A 25,413-nucleotide genomic window follows, 5' to 3' on the forward strand; every position below is an offset into this window, starting at 1 on the left:
TTCCTCAAACTATATGCTAAATAAGGACTAAAGATTTTTTGGTTAAACAATGCTAAGCTATGCCCGCTTGAATATATTATTTAAAGCTTAATAAACTTATAACAATGAATGGAAGCTTTATGCAGTTAGTCGATTTGAACCCTAATGATCCCGATGTAGTAAATGTATTTGACGATATAGACCGACTTATAAATTCTTTATACCCTGTTGCTACAGCGCAGTCTCTGGAGTTAAACGAATTAACCTTACCTAATGTGTATGCTATTGGTTTAAAAACTGATGAAGGTATTATTGCCTGTGGTGCGATTGTAGAGAAATTTGATACTCAGCCTTATGGCGAAATAAGACGTTTATATGTAAAACCAAGTCATCGTGGTAAAGGGCTATCAAGACGTATTATGCAGATTTTATTACATCAAGCTGGCGAAAAGCAAATCCCGTTAATACGTTTAGAAACAGGTCCAAAACAAATAAAATCAATCAATTTATATGAAAATTTAGGCTTTAAACGCTGTAGCAGTTTTGGCTCATATGTAGATAATCCACAAAGTGTATTTATGGAGTTAGGGCTTAGCCAATAAGCTTATTAACGCTACGACATGTTAAAGCTTAATGTGTCGTAAATATCTGGCCTCATTATTACCTTGTAATAAAAGTCATACTCAAGCTATTAACTATAAAAGCAGCTTTTATAGTGATGCAAAAAATACTTCACTGTTTTTAACACCTGTCTTCGTATAAAATCTGCCTCGATAATTAGTGACTAACTTACAAAGCGAGAATTTTTATCTTTTCTAAAAGTAGCAATAAACAAATGAGCGAAATAACAGTAGTAACCCACAATGGTAATTTTCATGCAGATGACGTTTTTAGTATTGCGGTACTTAAACATGTTTTGCCAACGTTTAAACTGGTACGTACTCGCGATAAAGCGCTTATAGAGAGTGCCGACTTTGTAATTGATGTAGGTGGCGAATACGATCCTGAAACTAATCGCTTTGATCATCATCAACGCGGTGGTGCAGGCGAGCGAGAAAATGGCATTCCTTTTTCATCATTTGGTTTAGTGTGGAAAAAATACGGCTTAGCGCTGTGTGATGATAACCAAGCCGTGGCTGATAGAGTGGATTCAGGCTTAGTTTCAACCATTGATGCCATTGATTGTGGTCATGTTGAAGGTGTATCAAAGGGAATAAGCTTGAGCCAAACAATCTCAATGTTTAACCCTACGTGGGAAGAAGAGAGTAACTTTGATACCTGTTTTGATGAAGCCGTTGAATTTGCAGCACGTATGCTGACTCGTTTTATCGCTTCAGCTCACGGTAGTGTTAATGCAAAAGAGATTGTTGCTAAAGCAATTGAAAATGCAGACGATGCCAGAGTAATCGTGCTTGAAAAGTACACACCGTGGAAAAAAACAGTGCATATTTTATCAAGCGATGCGCTATACATGGTTTACCCATCGCATTCTGGGCAATGGATATTACAAACAGTACCCGTTGAGCCTGGCTCGTTTGAAGATAGAAAACCGCTTCCTAAAGCATGGTCAGGTTTATCTGATCAAGCGTTTGTAGATGAAACCGGTATTGATGACGCTGTGTTCTGTCACAATGGCTTATTTATAGCGGGCACTAAGTCGTTTGAAAGCACAATGAAACTTGCCACCATGGCGCTTAGCGAATAACAACGCAGATTCATAACGAATACTAAGCATAACAATTTATATAGATTGTTATGCTTGTTATCTTAGCGTGGAGCATTATGTTTGAACTAAAAACAATCGCACTTTTTACTATTACAGCCTTAGCAGAAATAGTGGGTTGTTATTTGCCTTACCTTTGGCTTAAGCAAGATAAAAGTATTTTACTTTTAATTCCAGCGGCTTTAAGTTTGGCACTATTTGCATGGTTGCTATCTTTACATCCTACTGCAGCAGGGCGCGTGTATGCAGCTTATGGCGGCGTATATATTTGTGTTGCGCTATTATGGTTATGGGTTGTTGATGGCGTAAAGCTTACTATGTGGGATATTATTGGTGGTTTAGTTGCACTGCTAGGTATGGCTATAATTATGTTCGCACCAAAAAGTGCATAGCTGGCTCATACTCAATAAATAAAAAGCGCCTATTTATAGGGGGAAACACATATAGACCCTGCCTTGGCTAAAAACTAAATGCACAGCTGCAATTTCTACCTCCAAAGATAAACACACCCTTGTGTTGTTTAAAGTCCTACCTCGATTATTTTCAAACTGCTAATAAAATATAACAACTTCAATACGACAGGTAGTACCTAACGCTACATATGCGCCAAGCAACTATTGAAGCTGGTGGATGTTATGCTGAGCGTTTTAGAAGTGCAAATTATATTTAATTTAAAAATACATGGGTATTACTTGGTCACAACACGTTGGCTAAACTGTAAGTAATTGAGGTGTTGAGAATGCCTTGCTCTAATCCATCAAAAGTAAATTCTATAAAAAAGTAACTCAAGATTAATTTTAGTGAGTGAGCTAACTCATTTTTGCTAATAAAATTTATAATGAGTCATTTAAAAACAGCCATTTTTTACAGCTTTTCTTATCTTTAATAATCATCAAAGTCCTATTTTATATACGCTAGAGAGCAATACGTGATTGGTCGTTTTATCAACATTAAAAATCACTCGTTACGAGTAAAAATACTTGTTGGACTTGAATGTCTATTTTTCTTTTAATGCGCGGCACTAGCCGAGTCGGCATTAATTAAATAAAAGAGAAAGATAAATGAAAGAAACAACATCACTAGAACAAGCTCGTACGAGCTACAATGTTCGTCATTGGAGCCAAGGTTTTTTTGGTATTAATGATCAAGGTGATGTGTATGTTGCGCCCAAGGCTCATGCACCAGAGCAAACTATTGCATTAACAGATATTGCAAAGCAACTACAAGATAAAGGTTTAAGCTTACCTGCTTTAGTTCGTTTTCCGCAAATTTTACACCATCGTGTACACAGCTTATGCGGCGCATTTAATACTGCGATTGAAAACTATGGTTACCCTAAAGACTACTTATTAGTTTACCCAATAAAAGTAAACCAACAACGTGAAGTGGTTGAAGAAATAGTAGCAAGCCAAGCACAAGTAGAAAAAAAGCAACTTGGTTTAGAAGCAGGCAGCAAGCCTGAACTACTTACGGTATTAGCACTGGCTGAAAAAACCAGCGCTGTTATTGTATGTAATGGCTACAAAGATAAAGAATACGTACGTTTAGCACTTATTGGCGAAAAGCTAGGTCATAAAGTGTATATCGTACTTGAAAAGCTTTCTGAGCTAGACATGGTACTTAGCCAAGCAAAAGAGCTTAACGTAAAACCACGCATTGGTATTCGTGTACGTTTAGCGTCGCAAGGTAAAGGTAAATGGCAAGCGAGTGGCGGCGAAAAATCAAAATTTGGTTTATCTGCATCGCAAGTTTTGCATGTAGTTAATCGTTTAAAAGACGCAGACCAACTTGATTTACTTCAGCTAGTACATTTTCACTTAGGCTCACAAATGGCGAACATTCGTGACGTACGTTTAGGTGTAAGCGAAGCGGCGCGTTTTTACTGTGAGCTACGTAAGTTAGGCGCAGAAATTGATTGCCTTGATGTAGGTGGCGGTTTGGCTGTTGATTACGACGGCACACGTAGCCAGTCGCATAACTCTATGAATTACAGCTTAGCTGAGTACGCAAATAACATTGTGTACACCATTGGTGATACATGTAAGCAATATGAGCAACCAATGCCGACTATTATTTCTGAGTCGGGTCGTGCGCTTACGGCGCATCATGCTGTGCTTATTTCTAATGTTATTGGTACTGAAAGTTACACGCCAGAAGAGTTAGTAGCGCCAGCGGCAGATGCACCCCTGTTATTAAAAAACATGTGGGCATCGTTTGTGCAGTTAACTGATTTAACGGATGACCGTGCATTAATTGAAATCTATCACGACAGTCAAGGCGACTTAGCTGAAGCACATAACCAGTTTGCACTCGGTTTATTAGACTTATCGCAACGTGCATGGGCTGAGCAAATTAATATCCGTATTTGTTATGAACTTAACAAGCACATGGATAATAAAAACCGTTTTCATCGTCCTATTATTGACGAGTTAAACGTACGTCTAGCCGATAAGTTTTTTGTAAACTTTTCGTTATTTCAATCGCTTCCAGACGCATGGGGCATTGATCAAGTGTTTCCGGTATTGCCATTAAGTGGCTTAACTGAAGCACCAAAAAAACGTGCTGTATTACTTGATATAACCTGTGATTCAGACGGTGCACTTGAGCATTACGTAGATGGACAAGGCATTGAAAGCACACTACCTGTACCAGAGTTTAGCGCTGATAAACCTTATTTAATGGGCTTTTTCTTGGTGGGTGCTTATCAAGAAATTTTAGGTGACATGCATAACTTGTTTGGCGATACGCACAGCGCAATTGTTAATATGGATGAGCAAGGCGTTGCAAGTATTACCGAGATAAACCAAGGTGACACTGTTGCCGATATGATGCGCTATGTACATTTAGATGTTGAAAGTTTTCAGCAATCATACGAGCAGTTAGTAAGCACTAAAATTGAAAAACACGAACAGCAAAGCGTTTTAGACGAGTTGCAAAGCGGCCTTGATGGCTACACTTATTTAGAAGAGTTATAAGCAATGTCGACTTTGTTTGGTCACGCAGATCACTCATTGTACTCAAATGGGATGACGTTTTTACGTCGTCCTATGGTGCAAAATATTAATGCAATTGATGCAGACGTAGTCGTTTTAGGCTTACCGTTTGATTTAGCGACATCGGGTCGCCCTGGTGCACGCTTAGGTCCTGATGCGATTCGTCGTGCGTCGGTTCATTTAGCATGGGAAGACACTAAGTACCCGTGGACGTTCCCGTTGTTTGAGCGTTTAAAAGTTTCAGACGCAGGGGACTTTACTTACCCTGTTGGCGATCCTGAGTATTTTACTGCGCAACTAGAAATGGCTGCTGAGCAAATACTTCGCCAAGGTAAAACGCTATTAGGTTTAGGGGGCGATCACTTTGTGACGCTTCCGCTATTACGTGCTCATGCAAAAATACATGGCAAAATGGCATTAGTACATTTTGATGCGCACACCGATACCTATAGCAATGGCTCGCGTTTTGATCACGGCACTATGTTTTATCATGCACCAATGGAAGGGCTGATTGATGTTGAGCACAGTATACAAATAGGTATTCGTACCGACTTTGATCAAAGTAAACATGAGTTTGCTGTGATTGATGCAATGCAAGCCAACGATTTACATGCAAATGATATTGCAGCGCAAATACTTGAACGAGTAGGTGACCTACCTGTTTACTTAACGTTTGATATAGATTGTTTAGACCCTGCGTTTGCGCCTGGTACAGGCACTCCTGTGTGCGGTGGTTTAACGTCAGATAAAGTACTTAAAGTACTGCGTGCGCTAAAAGGCATAAACATGGTAGGTATGGATGTGGTAGAAGTATCACCTTCGTACGACCAAAGTGAGCTTACCGCAATTGCCGCAGCAACCATTGCGAGCGAATTACTGCATTTGTGGACGCATAAAAATAAGTACTAACTTTACAAATTAAATACTACAAAAAAGGGTATGCGCTTGCATACCCTTTTTTTACTTAGAGGTATCGATTATTCAGCAGCTTAATTTCCTTTAACCAAATAACGCTTAGCCCAATAAGAGGCAGGTTAGTAGTTACAGGGTTAAATGCTTCAATAAGCAATTGTGGCTGCACTGCAACTACAGCGAGTAGAAGGCCAATTAATGCTAAAATATTTAAAATTACTAAGTGTTTATTTTTATAAAACACAAATAAACACAATCCAAATATAATTTCGCTAAAACCCGCCGAACGTGTAATTAAGTCAGACACTTCTGCTGAAAAACCAGCACTGCCAGTCATTAATTTTTCAAGTGGTGCAATATGATAAAGCTTTGGAAAAAAGCCATGATATATCCAACTTAAACTCACTATGTAGCGAGCAAGTTGAATATAACCGCGATTATTTCCTAGCATTGTCAATACGCTCTTGTGCACTTGGGTGGCTAGATAAGTACTCTAAAAAGTCATTTACTTTTTCGAGGTGTTCGTTTTCGCTGGTATGGCTTTCTTGTAGGGCTTCTATTGCATCAGCAAAGTCATTACTCGAATACCCAAGCGACTCTAATTGAGTGAGTGCAAAGGTATCTGCCTCGCGTTCCATATCTCGTGAAAACCCTTGCTGAGCAAACGATGCACCTGTACCTAATGCAACCTCTGCAACCCCTTCTAAATCACCAAATACAACCGCTAGCACAATCGTACTTGCGGCAGATTGTGCTGTAATACGTACGCTATGCTGGTGGACTACATGGCCCATTTCGTGTAGCAATACCGCTTTTAGTGCATTGGGTTTATCGGCAAGTAAATTTGCTAAATCATCTGTGACCACGATACGGCCATGGGGTAGTGCAAACGCGTTAGCACCAAAGCTGTCTGATTTATAAAACGATAATCTATAAACCGATTGATCAAGCGATAACGCATTAAGCATATTTGTAAAATGTGTTTGTACTTTAGTTTGCTGCTCTGCGGGCAGCTCACTTGGGTCAAGCGCAATCTTTTTAATAAGTGTAAAGCTTTGCTCTCCCATTTGTTCCACAACATTACGTGGCAGGGTATCAACACTGTAAACAGCAATAGCCGGTACCGCTTTATAAAGTACTAACCACATAAAAAGTGGTGTAAATATGACTGCGGCTAAAATTGCCCATTTACTTTTTTCAAGGCGCTCCATTATGTGATGGTTATTTTCTTTAAATGGCCATCTGTAACTTACATCTTGAGGAATAAAACGACTGCCATCTTCAAAGTTTAGTTCGTCAGCAAGTCCTGCCATCCCCGAACTTAATTTTAGACTTGAGATTGCGTGGCGAGCTATAACGTGTTCATCGTTAATAACTTCAATGTGTGTGTCGCTAATAGTTGCAACACACACTTGATAGTTACTCGATGCGATGGGGAAAAAATGTCCCTTTACATGCATAGTGAGCTCTTAAGTTAGAGAAAGGTCAATATCAAATACGTTTGCAGCTTCTTCAGCAAATGATGATTGCTGTTCTTGCGCGGTATCAATTAGGTTTAATGCACCAGGATAAATAGTGACGTTAGTTACATCAGCGAGCATTTTTGATGTACGTACTTTTGTCCATGGGTATGCAAGGCCTAAAGAAAATACAATAGCCAACATATTAGTGAGTAGTAAAACAGCGAAAGGAATTGGTTTTAGCTCAGATTTAAATGTAGCAACGCCTTCAAAATGGCTGTTATCAAAAATGTGATTTCTAATAGCGGCGTGCCATACAGCAGAAACAATGGCAATCATTAGCACATAGGCAATCATCATAAAGATAGGAAGCATAACCATAGCTGCAGAATTTTCTAAATTTTGTTGGTTTTCAATATCTACTAAGTTGAGGCCAAATAATCCTAAAATCCCCATAAATACCACCATGGTGATAGAGCTCACTACAAAGCAAATAAGCGCTGTTAAGTAATAGGTTTCGCCTTTTAGATTTACAGTAAGCGGTTTGTCACCGTAACTAATATTGCTATGGATATAGCTATCAATACGTTTTATAACGTAAGGCATTAATAAATAAAGTGTAAATATGCTGGCAATAGGTAAAAGTATAAAGTTAACAAAGGCTTCGCCATAGCTGCCTTTAAAAGCAAAGCGAACATTACGATGGCGGGTCATACGCAGATTAAAACGTAAACCTTGGTTAATAATCCATGGCATTAAAAAGATAAAACCAAGAGCAATAAACAGGCCTAAAATAGGCATAAAGCTAATAGAAAATGTATAAATAAAAAATACAATAACCGCTAAAATCCGACCTTTTAAAATTTGTATTGGCGTTGCTAGGTAGTCAAAGCTATGACCATCTATACGGGTGTGGCCGTAAAAATAGCGATGCGTACGTACTTTAGCCCACGCTGAGTATATGCCAAGCGTAATAACGCTAAGTAATATATTTACAATCCAAATTCCAAAAAACTCACCGCCTTTACCACTAAACTGCACTTTTCCGCTAAAAATTGGTTCAGCAGGCTCATTTATTGGTGGGGTTGTTTCAGATGGGGTAGGGTGTATTGATTCCATTAAAATTATATCCATGTTGTTTTTTTGTTAATTTACCCATTTTTAGTGCAAAATTCAATGTTTATAATTATCTCACCCTTCTGTAAACAGCTATAAATAGGCGTTTTAAGTATTGAGTTAAATACTCTAATACTTTTTTATAAATAAACCTCGCTGGTTTTATTTATTTGGCTGGTAACTGGGAACTTTAGCTTTTTAATATGCGATTTAGCTACTATACATAGTTAATGCTGCTTAAATGTAATGGCATTAATTATGTATTAAGCACACCTACGTACAATTAAGCTAATTGATTTATATGCCAAAATAATAGATTGTAAGAGTAGTGGGGATGTAAATTTATTTAGGTTTTACAGCTTTTATCACCGCTTTAAATAACATTAGGATATTTATTATGTTTCAAGCAGTCGTGTTAGGGGGATTAGAGTTTAGCCCGCTGATTGTTTACTTCCCAATTGCGTTTATTTTAACAGCGCTGACTCGTTTTGCTTTGCATCGACTAGATTGGCATGACCGTATTTGGAAAGTGGCTTGGTTTGAAGTGTCACTATTTGTTTGTTACTTGGCACTGGCCGTCTATTTACTAAGTGGAAGATAAATTGAATGATTAAATATCTGCGTATTACTTTTACTATCTTGGTTGTTATAGCTGCGGTTTTTGCTGGGCGTTGGGTATGGACTGACTACATGCATACTCCTTGGACGCGCGACGGTCGCATTCGAGCAGACATAGTTACAGTTGCTCCAGACGTGTCGGGTTGGGTGACTGCTTTAAACATTAAAGATGGTCAAAACGTACAAAAAGGCGAAGTACTTTTTAATGTTGATCAAAAGCGTTACCAAGCAGCGCTTGATAAAAGTAAAGCCAATACAGAAAATACGCTATATACATGGGAGCTTGCTAAACATAAATACGAAAGACGTGTTGAGCTAAACACTCAACAGGCAATAAGTGAAGAAACGCTAGAATCAACACGTATCAATACTAAAATTGCTGAGGCAAATTATAACCTAGCTAAAACAGAGCAAACAATTGCGCAATTAAATGTTGATAGAACTAAAATTGTTGCGCCTGCATCGGGACAAATAATTAATCTGAATTTACGCCAAGGTAACTATGTAGCTCAAGGCACACCTGTGTTTGCTATCGTGCAGTCAGATTCATTTTACGTAACGGGTTACTTTGAAGAGAGTAAAATACCGCTTATTTATCCTGATCAAAAAGCTAAAATAGCGCTTCTAAGCGGTGGTAAGCAATTAACGGGGCATGTAGTGAGTGTAGGTAAAGCAATTGCAAATACGAATACACAAAGTAACGGGCAGCTTTTACCGCAAGTGCAACAAACATTTAATTGGGTACGTTTATCGCAACGTATTCCTGTTGATATTAAGTTAGATTTATTGCCCGAAGATACACAGTTAAGCGCAGGAATGACCGCCACAATACATCTCGCTACACGTTAAGGGGAATATAGTGGGCGTTGTATTACAAAATTTGTTTTTTCCTAAAAAACAGTCAATCATTTTTGCGATTAAGGGCGTTATAGCCATGGTAATGGCGCTTACTATCGCTATGTGGCTTAATCTTGAAAGACCTTATTGGGCGCTAGTCTCGGCTATATTTTTGCAATTACGCCCGCAAAGCGGATTGGTTATTGAAAAAGCAATTTGCCAAATAATAGGCACCATAGTGGGTGGTTTATTTGGCATATTGCTTTTAACTCAGTTAATTCTCTACCCTTATTTAGCGCTCGGTGCACTTGCATTATGGTTGGGAGTAAACTCTGCGTTATCGGCAATGGTACGCCAAGCAAACTTTGTTTATGCGTTTGCTATGGCAGGTGTAACAGCCGCTATTATTGTACTTTTAGTCATGGTTACTCCGGCAATGGTGAGCAGCCAAAGCATATTTGATATTGCACAAGCGCGCGTGAGTGAAATAGTAATAGGCTCAATATGTGCAGGCCTTGTGAGCCATTTGTTTTGGCCTGTAAAAGTTAAACACTTACTGCAAGTACAAGCGCGGTCGGTTATAAACCAAACGTTAGATTATTTAGTAACTGAGCTTGATTCTAAAGGCTCGCACGAAAATCGCCATCAGCAAATAGATGGCATTATGGCAACATTAGGATCAATAAACGAAGACTCCAGCGCAGTAAGGTACGAAGGGCCAAAAGGTCCAGGGCGCTCACGTGCTGCAAATCAATTGTCGCAAAAAGTACTTTCTTTACTGGCTTCAATTCAAATAATTGGTCGCCTGCAACGAAACCACGCAGACCTTATTACTCCCACATTAGACAAATTAATAAGTAAACTTAAACACGTATTCGCGCAAATTAAAGAATCTGACGATTTTGATTACTGCGCCGAACAAGTTAAAACGCTGCGTAAAGAGCTAACCGACTATAGAGCAAATACGGTGTGTGATTCGCCATTTGAATCTCACATGCTCAACGTAAGCTTAGAAGTGGCAGCCGACTTAACAATTTTACTACGGGCATACAGAGCGTTAGAACAACGCGATAAAACATTATTAAATGCACCCAGTATGCTTACATATCGCGACCCATTAGCGGGCATTATTGTTGGATTTAGAACTGCTTTGGTGTTTTCTATCGGCGCATTTATTTGGATTAATACAGGTTCTTCAGCTGCATTATTAATTATGATATTACCGGTCATATTTTCGATAATGCTGGCGAGAATACCCTTGGCTATTTTACAGGTTGTAATTAAACGTTTATTGGCAGGTATAATTGTTGCTACTTTTGTAACTATTTTTTATGCGTTAAATTTACTGTCGCAAAGTGGTGGGCAATTAGAAATATTGTTGCTTGTATTAGCTGGTCCGTATTTTTTGGGTTTACTTTTACTCGCTGATCAACAAACGCTGCCATACGGCTTAGGGTTTTGTATTCCATTTACTATTTTGGTTAGACCCAGCACGGATATGAGCCTAGCGTTTTCAATTGATTATACACTTAGTTCTGCAATCGCTATTTTTGCTGGCGTGAGTATTTTATTTTGGATTTTTCAGTTATTTACAGGACCAAGTGTTCAGTTACTTGTTCATCGTGTTTTTAAGGCTACCTATAAAGATTTACTCGAAATAAATACCCATCAAACTCCGAGTATTTGGTACAACCGCCGCATGGCAGATAGGTTAATCCGTTTAACTAATTACGATCAGGGTTCACACTCACGCGCTATTACCGATATGGCTCTTACCGGTCTAAACTTAGGGCATGCTTCAGTGCGATTAAACTCAATTTGCGAAAACCTTGCTGGTGACACAAAGCTAAAATACTTAAATGAGTGGCAACACACGTTGGCTGATGCATTTATGCTGGCTACCAAAGGTAAGTTTGATGAAAAATTTAAGAAAGCGTCTGATAATCTTTATAACGAATTAGCCGCATCTGTTGGTGATTCAAACCAATTAGAGGCAATAAAAGGCATGTTTATTCGCATTAATCTGACCTTTGAAAGAAGTGCCAGCAAGATAAATTAACCCTATTCGCTGCTTTTCGAGTTCAGATGTTATAACGAAATCTGTTATACTTAATGGACAATTTTATGGGGCTGTTATGATTTCAAAAAACCAACTCAAACTTATTCGCCAACTTGGCCAAAAAAAGTACCGAAAGCAATATAATCAATACCTTGTACAGGGTGAAAAAAACGTACTTGAGTTATTAAACAGCCCATTAAATGCGGTTAATATTTTTGCTACAAACGAATTTATAAATGCGTACCAAGGTGAGTATCAGCACGCTAATTTTATTGAAGCGGATGAAGAAACCCTCACTAAAGCGAGCACATTAGTTAGCAATAATGCAGCCATTGCTATTGTTGATATGCCAAAGGCGGCTTTACCACAAGCAAATGGCTTAATTCTCGCGCTTGATGGCGTATCAGACCCTGGTAACTTAGGCACAATAATTAGGGTAGCCGATTGGTACGGTATTAAACATATAGTAACTAGCACCGACAGCGCAGACGCTTACAATCCTAAAACAATTAGCGCCACAATGGGCTCATTTGTAAGGGTATCGGTAAGCCAAGTAGATTTACCTGATTACCTACAGTCTTTAAATTTACCTGTTTACGGTGCTTTTTTAGATGGGCAAAGCGTGCATAAAACCCAATTTACGGGCTCAGGCGTTTTACTAATGGGCAGCGAGTCGCATGGTATACGCGAGACATGTGCAAATTTAGTGACCAATAAAATCACCATTCCCGCTTTTGGTGGAGCAGAGTCGCTTAATGTTGCAATGGCAACCGGTATTATTTTAGATAACTTTAAACGACAAGCTTAATTTATTAGTAAATTATGGGTTAAATTGTTTATGACAAATAACAATAATAAATTGGTAATAACAATAAGATGCGCTTAAGCACTATTAAATTAGCGGGCTTTAAATCGTTTGTAGAGCCCACTAAAATTCCATTTCCTGATCAAATGACGTGTGTTGTAGGCCCTAATGGCTGTGGCAAATCTAACGTTATTGATGCAGTACGATGGGTGCTAGGTGAAAGCTCTGCTAAAAACCTGCGTGGCGATGCCATGACCGACGTTATTTTTAATGGCTCAACTAATCGTAAAGCCATATCACAAGCTTCTGTAGAGCTTGTTTTTGATAACGATAAAGGTAGTCCTTCAAACACATTTGCCGACAGAAACCAAATTGCAATTAAACGCTTAGTAACGCGCGACGGGCTATCGCTGTACTTTTTAAATGGCAGTAAATGCCGTAAGCGTGATATTACCGATATATTTTTAGGTACAGGTCTTGGTCCGCGTAGTTACGCAATCATTGAGCAAGGGATGATCTCGCGCTTAATAGAAAGTAAACCACAAGAATTACGCGTATTTTTAGAAGAAGCTGCTGGTGTTTCTAAATACAAAGAGCGCCGCCGCGAAACACAAACACGCATTAAAAGCACCCGCGAAAACCTTGAGCGTTTGTTAGATGTGCGTAAAGAGCTGCAAAGCCAGTTAGATAAATTGGCTGTGCAGTCGGTTGATGCAAAAAAATACCGCGAGTTAAAAGCGCAAGAGCGAACGTTAAAAGGGCAAATTGCGGTTTTAAAATGGCAAAAGTTACATCAGCAACAACTTGAAAAAAGTACTCTAATTAAAAAACTGAACGATCAAATTTCGTTTTTTAAAACTGCTAACTCAGGGCATGACGATGTACTTGCAAGCTTAGAAGGGCAAGTACAAGCTCAGCAAGATAAACTAAGCGATGCACAACATCAGCAACATGTAATACACACCGAGCTTACCCGCGCTGAGCAACAGCAAATAAATGTAAAGCAACAAACTCAAACGCTTAAACAAAATTTAATTAAATTACAGCAACGCCAAACCCATAGCACTGAAGTTAAAACGCAGCAGCAAATTGTGTGCGAGCAACTAAATGAAACCCTGCAAGAGGCAAGTGAAAACGCGTTAATGTGCGAAGAGCAAGTAAGGAAGTTAACGCATGAGCTTGAGGAATTATTAGCACTGAAGCAGCGCCACAATACACACTGGCAAACTTTGTGTGAGCAACAGCAGCAACTTAATAATAATGCGCAACTGCATAGCAGTCACATTAAACAAACTCAGCAGCAAATAAGCCACGTTAACGAGCAAATTGATCAGTTAAATGCGCAGCTTACTGACTTACAAAGTAGCGATGTAGAACAACAATTAACGCAGCAAACACAGCAAACACAAACATTAACCCAAGAACTTGCCGCTAAACAAACAGCGCACACGCAGTGCAGTGCTAAGCTTGAAGTGCAAAATGAGCGTGTTAATAACTCACAAAAGCAATATTCGACGCTTACTCAAACAATAAATGAGTTAAAAGCCAGTATAACGGGGCTTAAAAGTACATTAGGGCTTGATGAAGAAAGTGAAAGTACTAATGGTTTGTTTAATCAGCTAAGTGTTAAAGAAGGCTTTGAGCCCTTAATAGAGCAAGCACTTAAATCGCTAGAGCACTTAAATGTAAGTGAGCAGCAAGCTGATAATAGTGTGTGGCCAATTAGTGGTAAGCACATTGCTGAAAATAGCTTAGCGGCATTCATAACAAGCGGCGTGTACCCAGATCATTTAACGCGCATTGCTTATAGCGAGAGCGGTGATCTAACGCTGTTAAAAGATGCTTATTATACAGCCGTTATGGATAAAAACGGTGCTTTATATGGTCGTAACTGGCATGTAAGTGCCGATAGAAATGCTGAAAACTCATTACTTTTAAAACATAAGCAATTGCAGGATAAAGCTCAGCAGTTAACCAATGCCGAGGATGAGCTAAAACAAGTAACACACACTCGTGATGAACATACAGCTGATCAAATAAAGTTAATTAACGAGCAAAGCGAGCTAAAAGAAGCCATACATGAGCTTGCGCAAAATATAGCAGTAGCCGGTACACGCAGCGATATGCTCAAACAGCAAGTAGCGCACTTTAAGCTTCAACTAGAAAAGCTACAGCAACAAAAACAGCAATTAACCACTGCGCTTTTGCAATTAAATAACGTGCTTGATGAGCAAACAGAGCAATTTGAAGTGTTAAATGAGCAGCAACTTAACTTAGCGGATGAGGTAGACGCTGCAAATAGCCTGCGCTCACAAAGTAATAAAAGTTATAGCGAAGCATTAAGCATGCTTGAGCAATATAAAACGCAAGCGCATAAGGCAACGCTCTCAGAGCAAAAGGCACGCAGTGAATGGCAGTTAAGCCAAACCAAATTGAGCCATGCGGAGCAAGAGCACGTTAGTGCATCAGAAGGTGCGCAAGAATTGCTCAATGAAATAGAAGAGCTGCTTATACCAGAGCAAGAACTTGGCGATAAAATAACGCAGTTTTTAGCGCAGCATCAAAAAGGCGAGCAGGCACTGGTAGTGCTACAAAAAGAATTATCTCACGCTAAAGAAAGTTTAAACACCAAGCAAGCAAGTCTTAAAAACTCACAAGGTGAGCTGGTGGGCTTGCAAGAGCAGCATCAAAAGCTAACAATTGAAGAGCAAAGCTTACTAATAAAAGCGCAAGTTGCGCTCGAACCATTAGAAGAGCTAAAGCAAAGCTTAAAAGCAATACTTGATGAATTACCTGATTCATTGAATTTAAGTGCAGCGCAAAATCAGTTAACCGGATTTACTAATCAGTTAGATAAATTAGGTGCAGTAAACTTAGCGGCAATAGAAGAGTTTGATTTAGCTAAAGCTCGTAGTGACTATCTTGATAATCAATTAGATGATTTAACAAAAGCGTTAAGTACCCTTGAAGGTGCAATTCGTAAAATTGATAGTGAGACCAAAACACGCTTTAAAGCGACGTTCGATCAAGTTAACGAAGACTTTGCAGAGCTATTTCCTAAAGTTTTTGGTGGTGGTAGTGCGTATTTAGAATTAACCAGTGACGATTTACTCGAAAGTGGTGTTAGTATAATGGCACGACCACCGGGTAAGAAAAATTCAACAATTCATTTGTTAAGTGGTGGAGAAAAAGCGCTGACCGCATTATCATTAGTGTTTTCTATATTCAGGCTCAATCCAGCTCCTTTCTGTATGCTGGACGAAGTAGATGCACCATTAGATGATGCCAACGTTGTGCGTTTTTGCCGTTTGGTTGAAGAAATGTCACAATCAGTGCAGTTTATTTATATTAGTCATAATAAAATTGCGATGGAAATGGCTGGTAGATTAACAGGTGTTACTATGGCAGAACCTGGCGTATCGCGTATGGTTGCTGTAGATATAGAGCAAGCTGTGCAACTTGCACATGCATAAATTTTTATAACAAGTGTATTATTTTTTAATTAATATACAGGTTTTAGGCATATCAAATAATAAAAGGTGAGGGGATGGCCGAACAATTAAGATGGGTTTTAATCATTATCAGTGTAGTTGTCATTGGTGGTTTATTAATACATGGATTGTGGTCTGTGAGAAAAAAAGACCGCCCAGAAGTATCTGATAACGAGCGGGTTGAACCATTACAAGAAAGCGCATCAGCTTCATCTAAACCGTTTCGAACTGAGGCTGAACCAAAAGAGCCAATGCAAAACGAACGTGATGAGCCACAGTTTGGCGAGCTTAACTTTGATGCAAATGAGCCGCAAATAGATACAAGCGTGCCAGAAGTGCCGATTGAAGATGACCTAGAAATAGTTGATGACCTAGAAGCAAAAGAGCAAAGCGCTGAAGAAGCACCTGCCCAAATGTCTGACTTTGTTATTGTACATATTCAAATGCCAGAAGAGCTTAGTATGCAGGGCAGTAAATTATTGCCAGCAGTTAACACTTTAGGTTTTAAATATTCTGAGGAAGGCTTTTTTAATCGCCATTTAGATCCGGCTGGTCAAGGCCCTGTTTTATTTAGATTAGTAAATATGTACAACCCAGGTACGTTTGATATTGATAATATGGAACAGTTTAGTACCGCAGGGGTAAGCTTATTTATGACGTTACCGTGCGACGGCGATGGTCTAGCTGCATTTAATATGTTGCACAGCGCAGCTAAAAAGTTAGCGGATGAATTTGGTGCGCAAATTTTAGATGCTGAGCGAAATGAAATGACAGTAGATCGCGTAAGACAATATGTTGAGCAGGTTCGTTCTTTTTCAGCGTAAATAACGCATACATTATATTTTTATAAGCCACTGGACGGTGAATCGTCAAAGTGGCTTTTTTTATGTTTATTGAGGTTTAAATGTCTAGCAGCATTAGTGAGCAAGTTAATCATCTTCGTACTACATTAGAGCAACACAACTATAATTATTATGTGCTCGACACCCCCAGTATTCCTGATTCTGAATACGATAGGTTATTACGCGAACTAAGCGCACTTGAAACCGAGCATCCTGAATTTTTAACCGCCGACTCACCTACACAAAAAGTAGGCGGTGCAGCACTTAGTAAATTTGAACAAGTAGCGCACCAAGTACCCATGCTCTCACTTGATAACGCGTTTAGTGAAGAAGAATTCACTGCGTTTAATCGCCGTATAAAAGAGCGTTTAATGAGTACTGATGAGCTTACTTTTTGTTGTGAGCCAAAACTTGATGGTTTAGCTGTATCAATTATTTATCGCGATGGTGTGCTTGTACAAGCGGCTACTCGAGGTGATGGTTTTACCGGTGAAAACATTACTCAAAATGTTAAAACCATTCGTAATGTACCGCTTAAGTTACGTGGCGATTACCCAAAAGAGCTTGAAGTGCGCGGCGAAGTATTTATGAACAGCGCTGGCTTTGATAAATTGAATACTGAGGCAGAAAAACGCGGTGAAAAAGTATTTGTTAACCCGCGTAATGCAGCGGCGGGGAGTTTGCGTCAACTCGACTCTAAAATTACCGCTAAACGCCCACTCATGTTTTATGCGTACAGCACCGGGCTTGTTGCTGATGGCAGCATTCCTGAGGATCACTATCAGCAATTAGAAAAGCTGACTGATTGGGGACTACCTTTGTGCCCAGAAACAAAATTAGTTGAAGGTCCAAAAGCCGCGCTCGATTACTACAGCGATATTTTAACGCGCCGTGGTGAGCTTAAATATGAAATTGATGGCGTAGTAATAAAAATAAATAAAAAGACCTTACAAGAGCGTTTAGGCTTTGTGGCACGTGCTCCTCGTTGGGCTATTGCGTATAAGTTTCCGGCGCAAGAGGAAATAACCCAACTACTTGATGTTGATTTTCAAGTCGGTCGTACTGGCGCCATTACACCTGTTGCACGTTTGAAGCCTGTTTTTGTGGGTGGCGTTACCGTATCAAATGCAACGCTTCATAACAGTGATGAAGTTGCACGTTTAGGCGTAAAAGTAGGCGATATAGTTATTATTCGCCGTGCTGGAGACGTAATCCCACAAATAACTCAAGTTGTACTTGAACGCAGACCTGATGATGCCAGAGATATCGAATTCCCGACGACTTGCCCAATCTGTGATTCTCATGTTGAAAAGGTTGAAGGCGAAGCTGTAGCCCGTTGTACGGGTGGACTTGTATGTCCTGCACAGCGTAAGCAAGCTATTAAGCACTTTGCTTCGCGCAAAGCGCTGGATATAGATGGTCTTGGCGATAAGATTGTTGATCAGTTAGTCGATAGAGAACTTATAAAAACGCCTGCTGATTTGTTTATTTTAAAACAGGGGCATTTTGAGTCACTTGAACGTATGGGACCTAAGTCAGCTAAAAACTTAGTAACAGCACTTGAAGAGGCTAAAGGCACTACGCTTGCTAAGTTTTTATATTCATTAGGTATTCGAGAAGCCGGGGAGGCGACAGCACAAAATTTAGCTAATCACTTTCTAACCCTTGAAAATGTAATAAATGCCAGCATTGATAGTTTAACGCAAGTAAGTGATGTAGGCGAAATAGTAGCTGCTCATGTTCGTGGTTTTTTTGATGAAGAGCATAATTTAGCAGTTGTTAATGCGCTGATAGATCAAGGTGTAAACTGGCCAGCGTTGAGCGCACCTTCTGAAGAAGAACAGCCGCTCGCTGGGCTTACATATGTACTTACAGGTACGCTTAATACACTTAATCGCAATGATGCAAAAGCACGATTACAACAACTTGGTGCCAAGGTGTCTGGTAGCGTATCGGCTAAAACAGATGCGTTAGTGGCGGGTGAAAAAGCAGGTTCAAAACTAACAAAAGCACAAGACCTAGGCATAGACATACTAACTGAAGATGAATTAATTGAGTTGCTTATAAAGCATAACGGTTAGGAAAATGACAATGAGCCGATATGGGCCAGAATACTGGGATAAGTACGGAAGTTACCGTACGCCTATTGCATTTCATTTAAGTGTGCTTGTGTTATTACGCAGTTATTTTATTTGGGTTATTGCGGCTTTAAGCCGCAGGCCTGAACTAGATTTAATGTCGTTATTTTTTAAAAATAAAAATGATTTTTTTATCGCAATAACGATTGGAAGTATTGCAATAATACCGACTATTTTATTTTGTTTACGCAGACCACGAGATTCACACAGTGCAAGCAACAGGTTAGCAAGAATATGGCGACATATGCGCTGGCCTCTTATTTTATGTGCAGTTGTTGATTTAACATGGTTAAGTGTTCAAGCAGCGCATAGCCATTATCGATTTTCATCATTTTTAGCAGTACAAATGATGATTGTTTTATGGGTATTATGGTATTTGGTGAAAAGCCGCTATTTAACTGTTTTCTTTAATGATTGGCCTGAGCCGACAGAAAAGGCACCAGAAGAAAAAAAGCGACTTAAAAGGGATTAGTTGTGGACGCCGTAAATAAAAAAATAGCGATAGCTATATCGATAATAGGCTTTGTGCTTATTATTTTAATGATTAGCACTGAGCTTTTAGAGTTTATGTGGTTTAAAGCGTTATTTGGGTTATGGGTATTTGTTTTTTGCTCAAGCGTTTATAGGTTAACGCCTTTATTTAAATCAAGAAACAGGTTAGAGGATTTTATTCAGCGAGATGCCCAACACTTATTACTTTTTAGTTTGATGGGATTTTTTGATAAAAAGCACGGTCCAGATTGGTTAGTTATTGAGAGTATTGAACGTATAACGACAAAGGATGATGAGCTAATAATTTACAGTAATAACGAGCGCCAAATGAGTGTTAGTTTACCTGTAAAAAAAGCAGAGCTAGATAGTTTTATTAAACGAATACTTACCGACTCAGAAAAACAAAATATTACCTTTAGCTAAGAAAATTACCTTTAAGATTGAACGAGTTTTAGTCTTAAACGGTCAACACTCCTTAGCTGATCTTTAGTGTATTAAATAACGTAATAATTAGCCGTACTTTTTATGACTTTATAAAGTATAGCTAATCAACTATTCAATGAGGCTATTATGTTGAAGTGGAATGATGTTATTAACTTTGCCACCAATGGCAATCCTACCCCAAGTAAAAAAGTAGTCAAAACTGACGAGCAGTGGCGGATGCAACTATCAGAAGATGAATATTACGTAACACGTAAAAAGGGAACAGAGCGCCCAGGTAGCTCGGGTAGTTGTACATTACTCGAACCTGGCAAGTATGTGTGTATTTGTTGTGATAATCTATTGTTTGATGCTGATGAGAAGTTTGATAGTGGTACTGGTTGGCCGTCATTTACGCAACCTGCGACAATTGAAGCGATTGGCTATGTAAGCGATACAAGTCATGGTATGGAGCGCATAGAGGTGGTTTGTAACGTGTGCGATTCGCACTTAGGTCATATTTTTCCAGATGGCCCATTACCAACGGGTTTACGTTATTGCGTTAATGCCGCATCAATGAAAAAGCTCTAATATTTTATTTACTAGCGCTTTGAATATCTAAATTCATTTCTTTTGCTATGTGCAAAATCTTATCTAAACGCTGCGTCTGATCTGCTTGTAATTTAGTTTTATCAAGAAGGGCGTAGCACCTTCTAGCAAGATCCATATTAAATGAGCTGCCAGATTGCTTAGTTGAATCAAATAGGCACTGTAATAAATTAAGTGCGATACTTTGATTACGAGGCATGACTCTAAACGCTTGTGTAAAAGCTTCCAACGCAGTATTTAATTGGCCTTTATTAAATTGACTAACAGCATGATTATTAAGCTCTTTTGGACCCATTTTAATATCGCGTCGCTCACTTTGCTGCTGCTGAATATAACGTAAGTAAGTTGTGTCGCTAACTGCGGGATGTCTTTCACAGTGGCTAATTATTTGTGTGAATAAGGTTTGCGCCTTTTGATGAAACCCCAGTTCATGAAATGCTTTTGCTTTATCAAGTGCGCCATCAACCGATCGGATATGAGTATCGTCATCATCAAGTTGTTCAATTAGCTTTTTCGCTTTTTGATGCTCGTCTTTTAAGTAATGGAGTCGTGCATTAAGTACATCAATTTGAGCTTGATTTGTATTATTAGGAAACTGTTTTTTTAAATCATTAATGTACTGATTGGTTTGCCTAGAAATTCGTTGAATTTGATCGGTTTGATCAGTCGTTAGCGCAAAGTCGATACCTGCACGTGCTGCATTCAAATATACATCGGGGTGGTCGTGTATTGAGTGTTTTGCAAAGGTGGCTATATCTTTTTGAGTTAAATAGCTTTTTTCGTAGTCGTGATTAATTAGCGACACATTACTTAGCGATTTTTGGCGTGTAATATTTCGCGGTGCAATTTCTGCAGCTTGGCTTAAAAAGCTTTGTGCTAGCTCAAACTGATTTAGCTTTATTTCTAATCTGCCCAACAAGTCAAGGGCTACTAAACGAGTTTCTTGGCGCTCTAACATTGTTTTGAGCATTCGCTGCGCCAAAATATGTTCGTTATTCGCTATAAGTGCTTCTACTAAGCCTACTTTTGCCCAAGCAAATTTTTGAATGTCGAGAACAGACTTAAAAAAGTCTTTCGCATCTTGAGCGCGCTTTAAGCGAAGTAAGGCATCACCTTTTAAGCGAAGTAGGATAGGGCTGTAATTATTATTTTTTTTATCCAGAGCGGTATCAATAAACTTAATAGCTTTTGAATCGTTACCATCATCAATTAATGAATACACTGTTTGTAAGTCGTGTTTACGCTTTAAGATTCGTTCAATACGTATTTTAAGCTCTTGTACTGTAAAAGGTTTAACTAAAAAGTCATCTGGTTGCAGCTCAAGAACACTATGAACGAGTGAGCCACTTGTTTCTGCTGAGATAAAAATAAAGCCAGTCGAGCTTTTTATGAGTTGCTTTACACGTAGCTCTTCATAAAGCTGGTAGCCATCTTGGTGTTTATTTAAGTTGAATGAGCAAACGATTAGATCAAATTCTTCACTTAAACACTGCTCTTTTGCAGAATTTGCATGATCAGCAAAGCGCAACTGTCGAAAGCCAAGCCTTTCTAACGATTGTTTCATATAGCTTTGAGCAAGTGGCTGCTCCTCTACTATAAGTATTTTGGCTTTTGAATAAATCTTAGTTGGCATTGGCTTAAGCGTAATTGTATTTAACACAGACTATAATCAACAGTTTAACTCCTTACAAGGGAATTTAAATGATAGCTGTATTTATTAGGTATTTAACTTTGCCTAATACGTTTATCTAACTACGAAGGTACTGAGCCGAATAACATAATTAAAAACTAAATAAGTAAAATTGATAACGCTATATTTGATGAGTGCTTTGATATGGAAATTTAGATTTTAATAAAAATATGAAATGTATTTAAGGTAAAAAGAGGAGTTAAACGTATTTAATATGGGAAAAGAGTTATTACTAGGGAAGTTGTCTGATGGTATTTATATGTGGTGGGTGATACTGGACTTGAACCAGTGACCCTCGCCTTGTAAGGGCGATGCTCTCCCAACTGAGCTAATCACCCACATATTATAGGTATGCCTGTTATTTAATTCTTTATTATCAAATTAACGCTTGATGTAATTTGGTGGGTGATACTGGACTTGAACCAGTGACCCTCGCCTTGTAAGGGCGATGCTCTCCCAACTGAGCTAATCACCCACATATTATAGGTATGCCTGTTATTTAATTCTTTATTATCAAATTAACGCTTGATGTAATTTGGTGGGTGATACTGGACTTGAACCAGTGACCCTCGCCTTGTAAGGGCGATGCTCTCCCAACTGAGCTAATCACCCAAATTACATTTTAATATGCACCATTCTAGGAATGGTGGGTCGTACTGGACTTGAACCAGTGACCCTCGCCTTGTAAGGGCGATGCTCTCCCAACTGAGCTAACGACCCATATTAAATTTTAAAACGCGACTATTAACATAATAATAGGCTTTATATGTGGTGGGTGATACTGGACTTGAACCTGTGACCCTCGCCTTGTAAGGGCGATGCTCTCCCAACTGCGCTAATCACCCAAATTACATTTTAATATGCGCCATTCTAGGAATGGTGGGTCGTACTGGACTTGAACCAGTGACCCTCGCCTTGTAAGGGCGATGCTCTCCCAACTGAGCTAATCACCCACATATAAATTAAAACGCTACTATTGAAATAAATAGTACTGGACTTTAACCAGTGAACCTCGCCGTTACTTGTAAATAGCGGTAATGTTCTCTTTTTTCTAACTGAGCTAACGACCCATTTAGACTTTCTTGTAATATGCACCATTCTAAGAATGGTGGGTCGTACTGGACTTGAACCAGTGACCCTCGCCTTGTAAGGGCGATGCTCTCCCAACTGAGCTAACGACCCATATTACATGCTACTACCTATATAGATAGTACTGGACTTTAACCAGTGAACTTCGCCATCTTTTATAAAAGGCGGTGATGCTCTCTTTTCTTGTAACTGAGCTAACGACCCATATTACAATTTTAAAACACGACTATTATATAATAATAGGTTTTATATGTGGTGGGTGATACTGGACTTGAACCAGTGACCCTCGCCTTGTAAGGGCGATGCTCTCCCAACTGAGCTAATCACCCACATATAAATTAAAACGCTACTATTAAAATAAATAGTACTGGACTTTAACCAGTGAACTTTGCCGTTACTTGTAAGTAGCGGTAATGCTCTCTATTTTCTAATTGAGCTTAGGACCCATATAGAATTTAGATGTGAACACTTTAATTAAAAAGTGGTGGGTGATACTGGACTTGAACCAGTGACCCTCGCCTTGTAAGGGCGATGCTCTCCCAACTGAGCTAATCACCCACATCTAAACAACATTGCATTGCTGCGTTGTTGTGGGGCGCTATTATAGATAGAGTTGAAAATGTGTCAACACTTGAATGATAAAAATGTGCTGAATGAAGGTTTTATAAACAATAGGATATGGTTGAAGTCTATTTTATCATCAAATTTGATATTGCAGTTCAATTAAGCACCTAATAAGCTCCTAAAAGTGAGTAGGGAATTGTATTTTATTAATCTTAAATTTAGCTTCACGATACTTATTGTTTTTTTACTGGAGTCGTTTTTATGATTATGAGCAAGATGGATTAATATTAGGGCGAGTTATTTAGTGAATAGAGCGGTCCTTTAAAAATGAATTTAATCTAAACTCCCCAAAACAAATGCTATTTTCAGTATTCTAAACTCTATTTTTGTACTTACTTTATTTTTATAAGCCAACCTAGCCAAATCGTAAATACTCATACTTCACTAATAGCCTTCGGATTAAGACTAAATAGATCACATATAACTAGGGCGTGTTGACCTTAGTGGATTGAACCCAAAGGGCAGCGCATGTTTGGACTTTATGCGGCGTTATCGCCTATTCATGGGGAATAACCACACTACATAGGCTCTGCCTTGCCTAAAAACCAAACATACTGCTGAAAATTCACCCACCAAAGATCAGCACGCCCTAAAGTTTTGTAGATAGAATTACGAAGCTACAATGCTCTTTAAAAAATGTTCTTCAAACAATAATCGAGTTTTTAGTACGAGTGACGCTGGTTAATAAGCAAGTAAAGGCTGCGGGTACTCTCAAATCCACATTTAAGTTTTGGTTATTATAAGCAGTTGTAACTTTTAAAAGATTAAGGCGATTGGCGGGGCCTTAATTGGTCGTTTTTAGATAAGTTCAATTTGCATATAAATGTATACCTTTGCTTTGATGCAATTTTGTTGCATTAAATAGGGGAGTAGGGTGTTGTTAAGTATTCGCTGCGATATAGTGATGTTATTATAAGCAGTAGGGCTAGAATCTTATTCAAATTGTATTTTTTAGCACGCTTGATAGCCAGTTTGTTGAAAATTAAACCATTTAAATAAAGCTAGGTAAAAAACTGTTGACTTTATTTTGGGTGGTGCATAGAATGCGCCCCGCACTAAGCGATACACGATGTGTTTATCACGACGGGTATTGATTAAGTTGGGGCCATAGCTCAGCTGGGAGAGCGCTTCGCTGGCAGTGAAGAGGTCTGCGGTTCGATCCCGCATGGCTCCACCAAAAATTAGTGTTTTGTCCTAGGGTAGCAGTTTTCTGTGTCCCCATCGTCTAGAGGCCTAGGACACCGCCCTTTCACGGCGGTAACAGGGGTTCGAATCCCCTTGGGGACGCCACTTAACTTTTATTAGTTAAAGGCGGTTTTACCGAGAAAATAGCGTCACAATTAAAGCTCGAGTCTTTACTTGTATTAAACGCAATTACCTTAAAGCTCATGATGTGAGTTAAACTTATCAACTGTCCTAGTGACACATTTATGTGTCCCCATCGTCTAGAGGCCTAGGACACCGCCCTTTCACGGCGGTAACAGGGGTTCGAATCCCCTTGGGGACGCCACTTACT

General features: G+C 39.0%; 19 protein-coding genes and 12 tRNA genes. 18 read left to right on the forward strand and 13 right to left on the reverse strand.

The features are described 5' to 3' along the window. The first annotated feature begins 119 nt into the window (after positions 1-119). The 5 genes from I6F43_RS07440 (at position 120) to speB (ending at position 5,604) form a co-directional block, all read left to right on the forward strand. Entirely contained in the window at positions 120-581 is a 462-nt protein-coding gene (locus I6F43_RS07440; RefSeq protein WP_007583982.1) for a GNAT family N-acetyltransferase, read from the forward strand. A gap of 233 nt (positions 582-814) precedes the next feature. After that, on the forward strand, positions 815-1,684 hold the full coding sequence (locus I6F43_RS07445; RefSeq protein WP_197101622.1) for an MYG1 family protein: 870 nt from the start codon (positions 815-817) through the stop codon (positions 1,682-1,684). Between the two features lie 77 nt (positions 1,685-1,761). Beyond that, positions 1,762-2,094 carry a YnfA family protein gene (locus I6F43_RS07450; protein WP_007378102.1) on the forward strand — a complete coding sequence of 111 codons (333 nt, stop codon included), beginning with the start codon at positions 1,762-1,764 and terminating at the stop codon, positions 2,092-2,094. A 669-nt stretch (positions 2,095-2,763) separates the two neighbouring features. Next, positions 2,764-4,677, forward strand: a complete 1,914-nt coding sequence (speA, locus tag I6F43_RS07455) for a biosynthetic arginine decarboxylase (protein ID WP_197101623.1) — start codon at positions 2,764-2,766, stop codon at positions 4,675-4,677. A gap of 3 nt (positions 4,678-4,680) precedes the next feature. Then, positions 4,681-5,604 (forward strand): agmatinase, encoded by a 924-nt coding sequence (speB, locus tag I6F43_RS07460; protein ID WP_197101624.1) that lies wholly within the window; start codon positions 4,681-4,683, stop codon positions 5,602-5,604. 55 nt (positions 5,605-5,659) lie between these two features. Here the strand turns inward: speB and I6F43_RS07465 are convergent, their stop codons facing one another. From I6F43_RS07465 to I6F43_RS07475, 3 genes are read right to left on the reverse strand one after another with little or no spacing between them, the layout of a single operon-like run. Further along, entirely contained in the window at positions 5,660-6,058 is a 399-nt protein-coding gene (locus I6F43_RS07465) for a DoxX-like family protein (RefSeq protein ID WP_197101625.1), read from the reverse strand. Further along, positions 6,045-7,067 carry a M48 family metallopeptidase gene (locus tag I6F43_RS07470; protein WP_197101627.1) on the reverse strand — a complete coding sequence of 341 codons (1,023 nt, stop codon included), beginning with the start codon at positions 7,065-7,067 and terminating at the stop codon, positions 6,045-6,047. Before I6F43_RS07470 ends, I6F43_RS07465 begins: the two co-directional genes overlap by 14 nt. A 9-nt stretch (positions 7,068-7,076) precedes the next feature. Further along, on the reverse strand, positions 7,077-8,186 hold the full coding sequence (locus I6F43_RS07475) for a YjgN family protein (RefSeq protein WP_165721407.1): 1,110 nt from the start codon (positions 8,184-8,186) through the stop codon (positions 7,077-7,079). Positions 8,187-8,580: 394 nt separating this feature from the next. Between I6F43_RS07475 and I6F43_RS07480 the strand changes: the two genes are divergently transcribed. From I6F43_RS07480 to msrB, 10 genes are all read left to right on the forward strand, one after another. Beyond that, positions 8,581-8,784 carry a DUF1656 domain-containing protein gene (locus tag I6F43_RS07480; RefSeq protein WP_008171772.1) on the forward strand — a complete coding sequence of 68 codons (204 nt, stop codon included), beginning with the start codon at positions 8,581-8,583 and terminating at the stop codon, positions 8,782-8,784. A gap of 5 nt (positions 8,785-8,789) precedes the next feature. Beyond that, complete coding sequence (locus I6F43_RS07485; protein ID WP_197101629.1) at positions 8,790-9,650, forward strand: efflux RND transporter periplasmic adaptor subunit; 861 nt, start codon at positions 8,790-8,792, stop codon at positions 9,648-9,650. Positions 9,651-9,660: 10 nt separating this feature from the next. Further along, complete coding sequence (locus I6F43_RS07490) at positions 9,661-11,697, forward strand: FUSC family protein (protein ID WP_197101631.1); 2,037 nt, start codon at positions 9,661-9,663, stop codon at positions 11,695-11,697. A gap of 76 nt (positions 11,698-11,773) precedes the next feature. Next, complete coding sequence (locus tag I6F43_RS07495; protein ID WP_197101633.1) at positions 11,774-12,505, forward strand: RNA methyltransferase; 732 nt, start codon at positions 11,774-11,776, stop codon at positions 12,503-12,505. A 68-nt stretch (positions 12,506-12,573) separates the two neighbouring features. After that, positions 12,574-15,975 (forward strand): chromosome segregation SMC family protein, encoded by a 3,402-nt coding sequence (locus tag I6F43_RS07500; protein WP_197101635.1) that lies wholly within the window; start codon positions 12,574-12,576, stop codon positions 15,973-15,975. Positions 15,976-16,049: 74 nt separating this feature from the next. Continuing rightward, positions 16,050-16,817, forward strand: coding sequence for a cell division protein ZipA (zipA, locus tag I6F43_RS07505; RefSeq protein WP_007584012.1), 768 nt, complete (start codon positions 16,050-16,052; stop codon positions 16,815-16,817). An 80-nt stretch (positions 16,818-16,897) separates the two neighbouring features. Then, positions 16,898-18,916: an NAD-dependent DNA ligase LigA gene (gene ligA, locus I6F43_RS07510; RefSeq protein WP_197101637.1), complete on the forward strand. Its 2,019-nt coding sequence runs from the start codon at positions 16,898-16,900 to the stop codon at positions 18,914-18,916. Positions 18,917-18,926: 10 nt separating this feature from the next. Then, positions 18,927-19,445 carry a DUF2919 domain-containing protein gene (locus I6F43_RS07515; RefSeq protein WP_024607692.1) on the forward strand — a complete coding sequence of 173 codons (519 nt, stop codon included), beginning with the start codon at positions 18,927-18,929 and terminating at the stop codon, positions 19,443-19,445. A gap of 2 nt (positions 19,446-19,447) precedes the next feature. Next, positions 19,448-19,888 carry a hypothetical protein gene (locus tag I6F43_RS07520; protein ID WP_007584019.1) on the forward strand — a complete coding sequence of 147 codons (441 nt, stop codon included), beginning with the start codon at positions 19,448-19,450 and terminating at the stop codon, positions 19,886-19,888. Positions 19,889-20,035: 147 nt separating this feature from the next. Then, positions 20,036-20,476: a peptide-methionine (R)-S-oxide reductase MsrB gene (gene msrB, locus I6F43_RS07525; RefSeq protein WP_007584021.1), complete on the forward strand. Its 441-nt coding sequence runs from the start codon at positions 20,036-20,038 to the stop codon at positions 20,474-20,476. 4 nt (positions 20,477-20,480) lie between these two features. On the opposite strand, the gene I6F43_RS07530 is transcribed toward msrB, so the two are convergent. The 10 genes from I6F43_RS07530 to I6F43_RS07575 all read right to left on the reverse strand — a co-directional run bounded on the left by I6F43_RS07530 (position 20,481) and on the right by I6F43_RS07575 (position 23,831). Then, the gene (locus I6F43_RS07530) at positions 20,481-22,127 is read right to left on the reverse strand and encodes a tetratricopeptide repeat-containing response regulator (RefSeq protein ID WP_024591593.1); all 1,647 of its coding nucleotides are present in this window, start codon (positions 22,125-22,127) and stop codon (positions 20,481-20,483) included. Between the two features lie 319 nt (positions 22,128-22,446). After that, positions 22,447-22,522 (reverse strand) — tRNA-Val (locus I6F43_RS07535). 61 nt (positions 22,523-22,583) lie between these two features. Then, positions 22,584-22,659, reverse strand: a tRNA-Val gene (locus I6F43_RS07540). Positions 22,660-22,720: 61 nt separating this feature from the next. Next, a tRNA-Val gene (locus tag I6F43_RS07545) sits at positions 22,721-22,796 on the reverse strand. Between the two features lie 32 nt (positions 22,797-22,828). Continuing rightward, positions 22,829-22,904: transfer RNA gene (locus tag I6F43_RS07550), tRNA-Val, on the reverse strand. Between the two features lie 49 nt (positions 22,905-22,953). Next, positions 22,954-23,029, reverse strand: a tRNA-Val gene (locus I6F43_RS07555). A gap of 32 nt (positions 23,030-23,061) precedes the next feature. After that, positions 23,062-23,137 (reverse strand) — tRNA-Val (locus I6F43_RS07560). 153 nt (positions 23,138-23,290) lie between these two features. Next, positions 23,291-23,366: transfer RNA gene (locus I6F43_RS07565), tRNA-Val, on the reverse strand. A 160-nt stretch (positions 23,367-23,526) separates the two neighbouring features. Then, positions 23,527-23,602: transfer RNA gene (locus tag I6F43_RS07570), tRNA-Val, on the reverse strand. A gap of 153 nt (positions 23,603-23,755) precedes the next feature. Further along, positions 23,756-23,831 (reverse strand) — tRNA-Val (locus I6F43_RS07575). A 1,167-nt stretch (positions 23,832-24,998) separates the two neighbouring features. Here I6F43_RS07575 and I6F43_RS07580 point away from each other — a divergent pair. The 3 genes from I6F43_RS07580 (at position 24,999) to I6F43_RS07590 (ending at position 25,407) form a co-directional block, all read left to right on the forward strand. Beyond that, positions 24,999-25,074 (forward strand) — tRNA-Ala (locus I6F43_RS07580). Positions 25,075-25,111: 37 nt separating this feature from the next. Next, positions 25,112-25,187 (forward strand) — tRNA-Glu (locus I6F43_RS07585). Between the two features lie 144 nt (positions 25,188-25,331). Next, positions 25,332-25,407 (forward strand) — tRNA-Glu (locus I6F43_RS07590). Positions 25,408-25,413 lie beyond the last annotated feature (6 nt).

It is taken from the genome of Pseudoalteromonas sp. NZS71_1, assembly GCF_015864305.1.
Taxonomy (GTDB): domain Bacteria; phylum Pseudomonadota; class Gammaproteobacteria; order Enterobacterales; family Alteromonadaceae; genus Pseudoalteromonas; species Pseudoalteromonas arctica.

Bases quoted from the DNA above. Each gene is read 5' to 3' on its own strand.
- I6F43_RS07475 (WP_165721407.1), bottom strand. From the start codon at position 8,186: ATGGAATCAATACACCCTACCCCATCTGAAACAACCCCACCAATAAAT.
- I6F43_RS07440 (WP_007583982.1), top strand. From the start codon at position 120: ATGCAGTTAGTCGATTTGAACCCTAATGATCCCGATGTAGTAAATGTA.
- I6F43_RS07485 (WP_197101629.1), top strand. From the start codon at position 8,790: ATGATTAAATATCTGCGTATTACTTTTACTATCTTGGTTGTTATAGCT.
- msrB (WP_007584021.1), top strand. From the start codon at position 20,036: ATGTTGAAGTGGAATGATGTTATTAACTTTGCCACCAATGGCAATCCT.
- I6F43_RS07515 (WP_024607692.1), top strand. From the start codon at position 18,927: ATGAGCCGATATGGGCCAGAATACTGGGATAAGTACGGAAGTTACCGT.
- speB (WP_197101624.1), top strand. From the start codon at position 4,681: ATGTCGACTTTGTTTGGTCACGCAGATCACTCATTGTACTCAAATGGG.
- I6F43_RS07450 (WP_007378102.1), top strand. From the start codon at position 1,762: ATGTTTGAACTAAAAACAATCGCACTTTTTACTATTACAGCCTTAGCA.
- speA (WP_197101623.1), top strand. From the start codon at position 2,764: ATGAAAGAAACAACATCACTAGAACAAGCTCGTACGAGCTACAATGTT.
- I6F43_RS07495 (WP_197101633.1), top strand. From the start codon at position 11,774: ATGATTTCAAAAAACCAACTCAAACTTATTCGCCAACTTGGCCAAAAA.
- I6F43_RS07530 (WP_024591593.1), bottom strand. From the start codon at position 22,127: ATGCCAACTAAGATTTATTCAAAAGCCAAAATACTTATAGTAGAGGAG.
- I6F43_RS07500 (WP_197101635.1), top strand. From the start codon at position 12,574: ATGCGCTTAAGCACTATTAAATTAGCGGGCTTTAAATCGTTTGTAGAG.
- I6F43_RS07445 (WP_197101622.1), top strand. From the start codon at position 815: ATGAGCGAAATAACAGTAGTAACCCACAATGGTAATTTTCATGCAGAT.
- I6F43_RS07470 (WP_197101627.1), bottom strand. From the start codon at position 7,067: ATGCATGTAAAGGGACATTTTTTCCCCATCGCATCGAGTAACTATCAA.
- I6F43_RS07465 (WP_197101625.1), bottom strand. From the start codon at position 6,058: ATGCTAGGAAATAATCGCGGTTATATTCAACTTGCTCGCTACATAGTG.
- I6F43_RS07480 (WP_008171772.1), top strand. From the start codon at position 8,581: ATGTTTCAAGCAGTCGTGTTAGGGGGATTAGAGTTTAGCCCGCTGATT.
- ligA (WP_197101637.1), top strand. From the start codon at position 16,898: ATGTCTAGCAGCATTAGTGAGCAAGTTAATCATCTTCGTACTACATTA.
- zipA (WP_007584012.1), top strand. From the start codon at position 16,050: ATGGCCGAACAATTAAGATGGGTTTTAATCATTATCAGTGTAGTTGTC.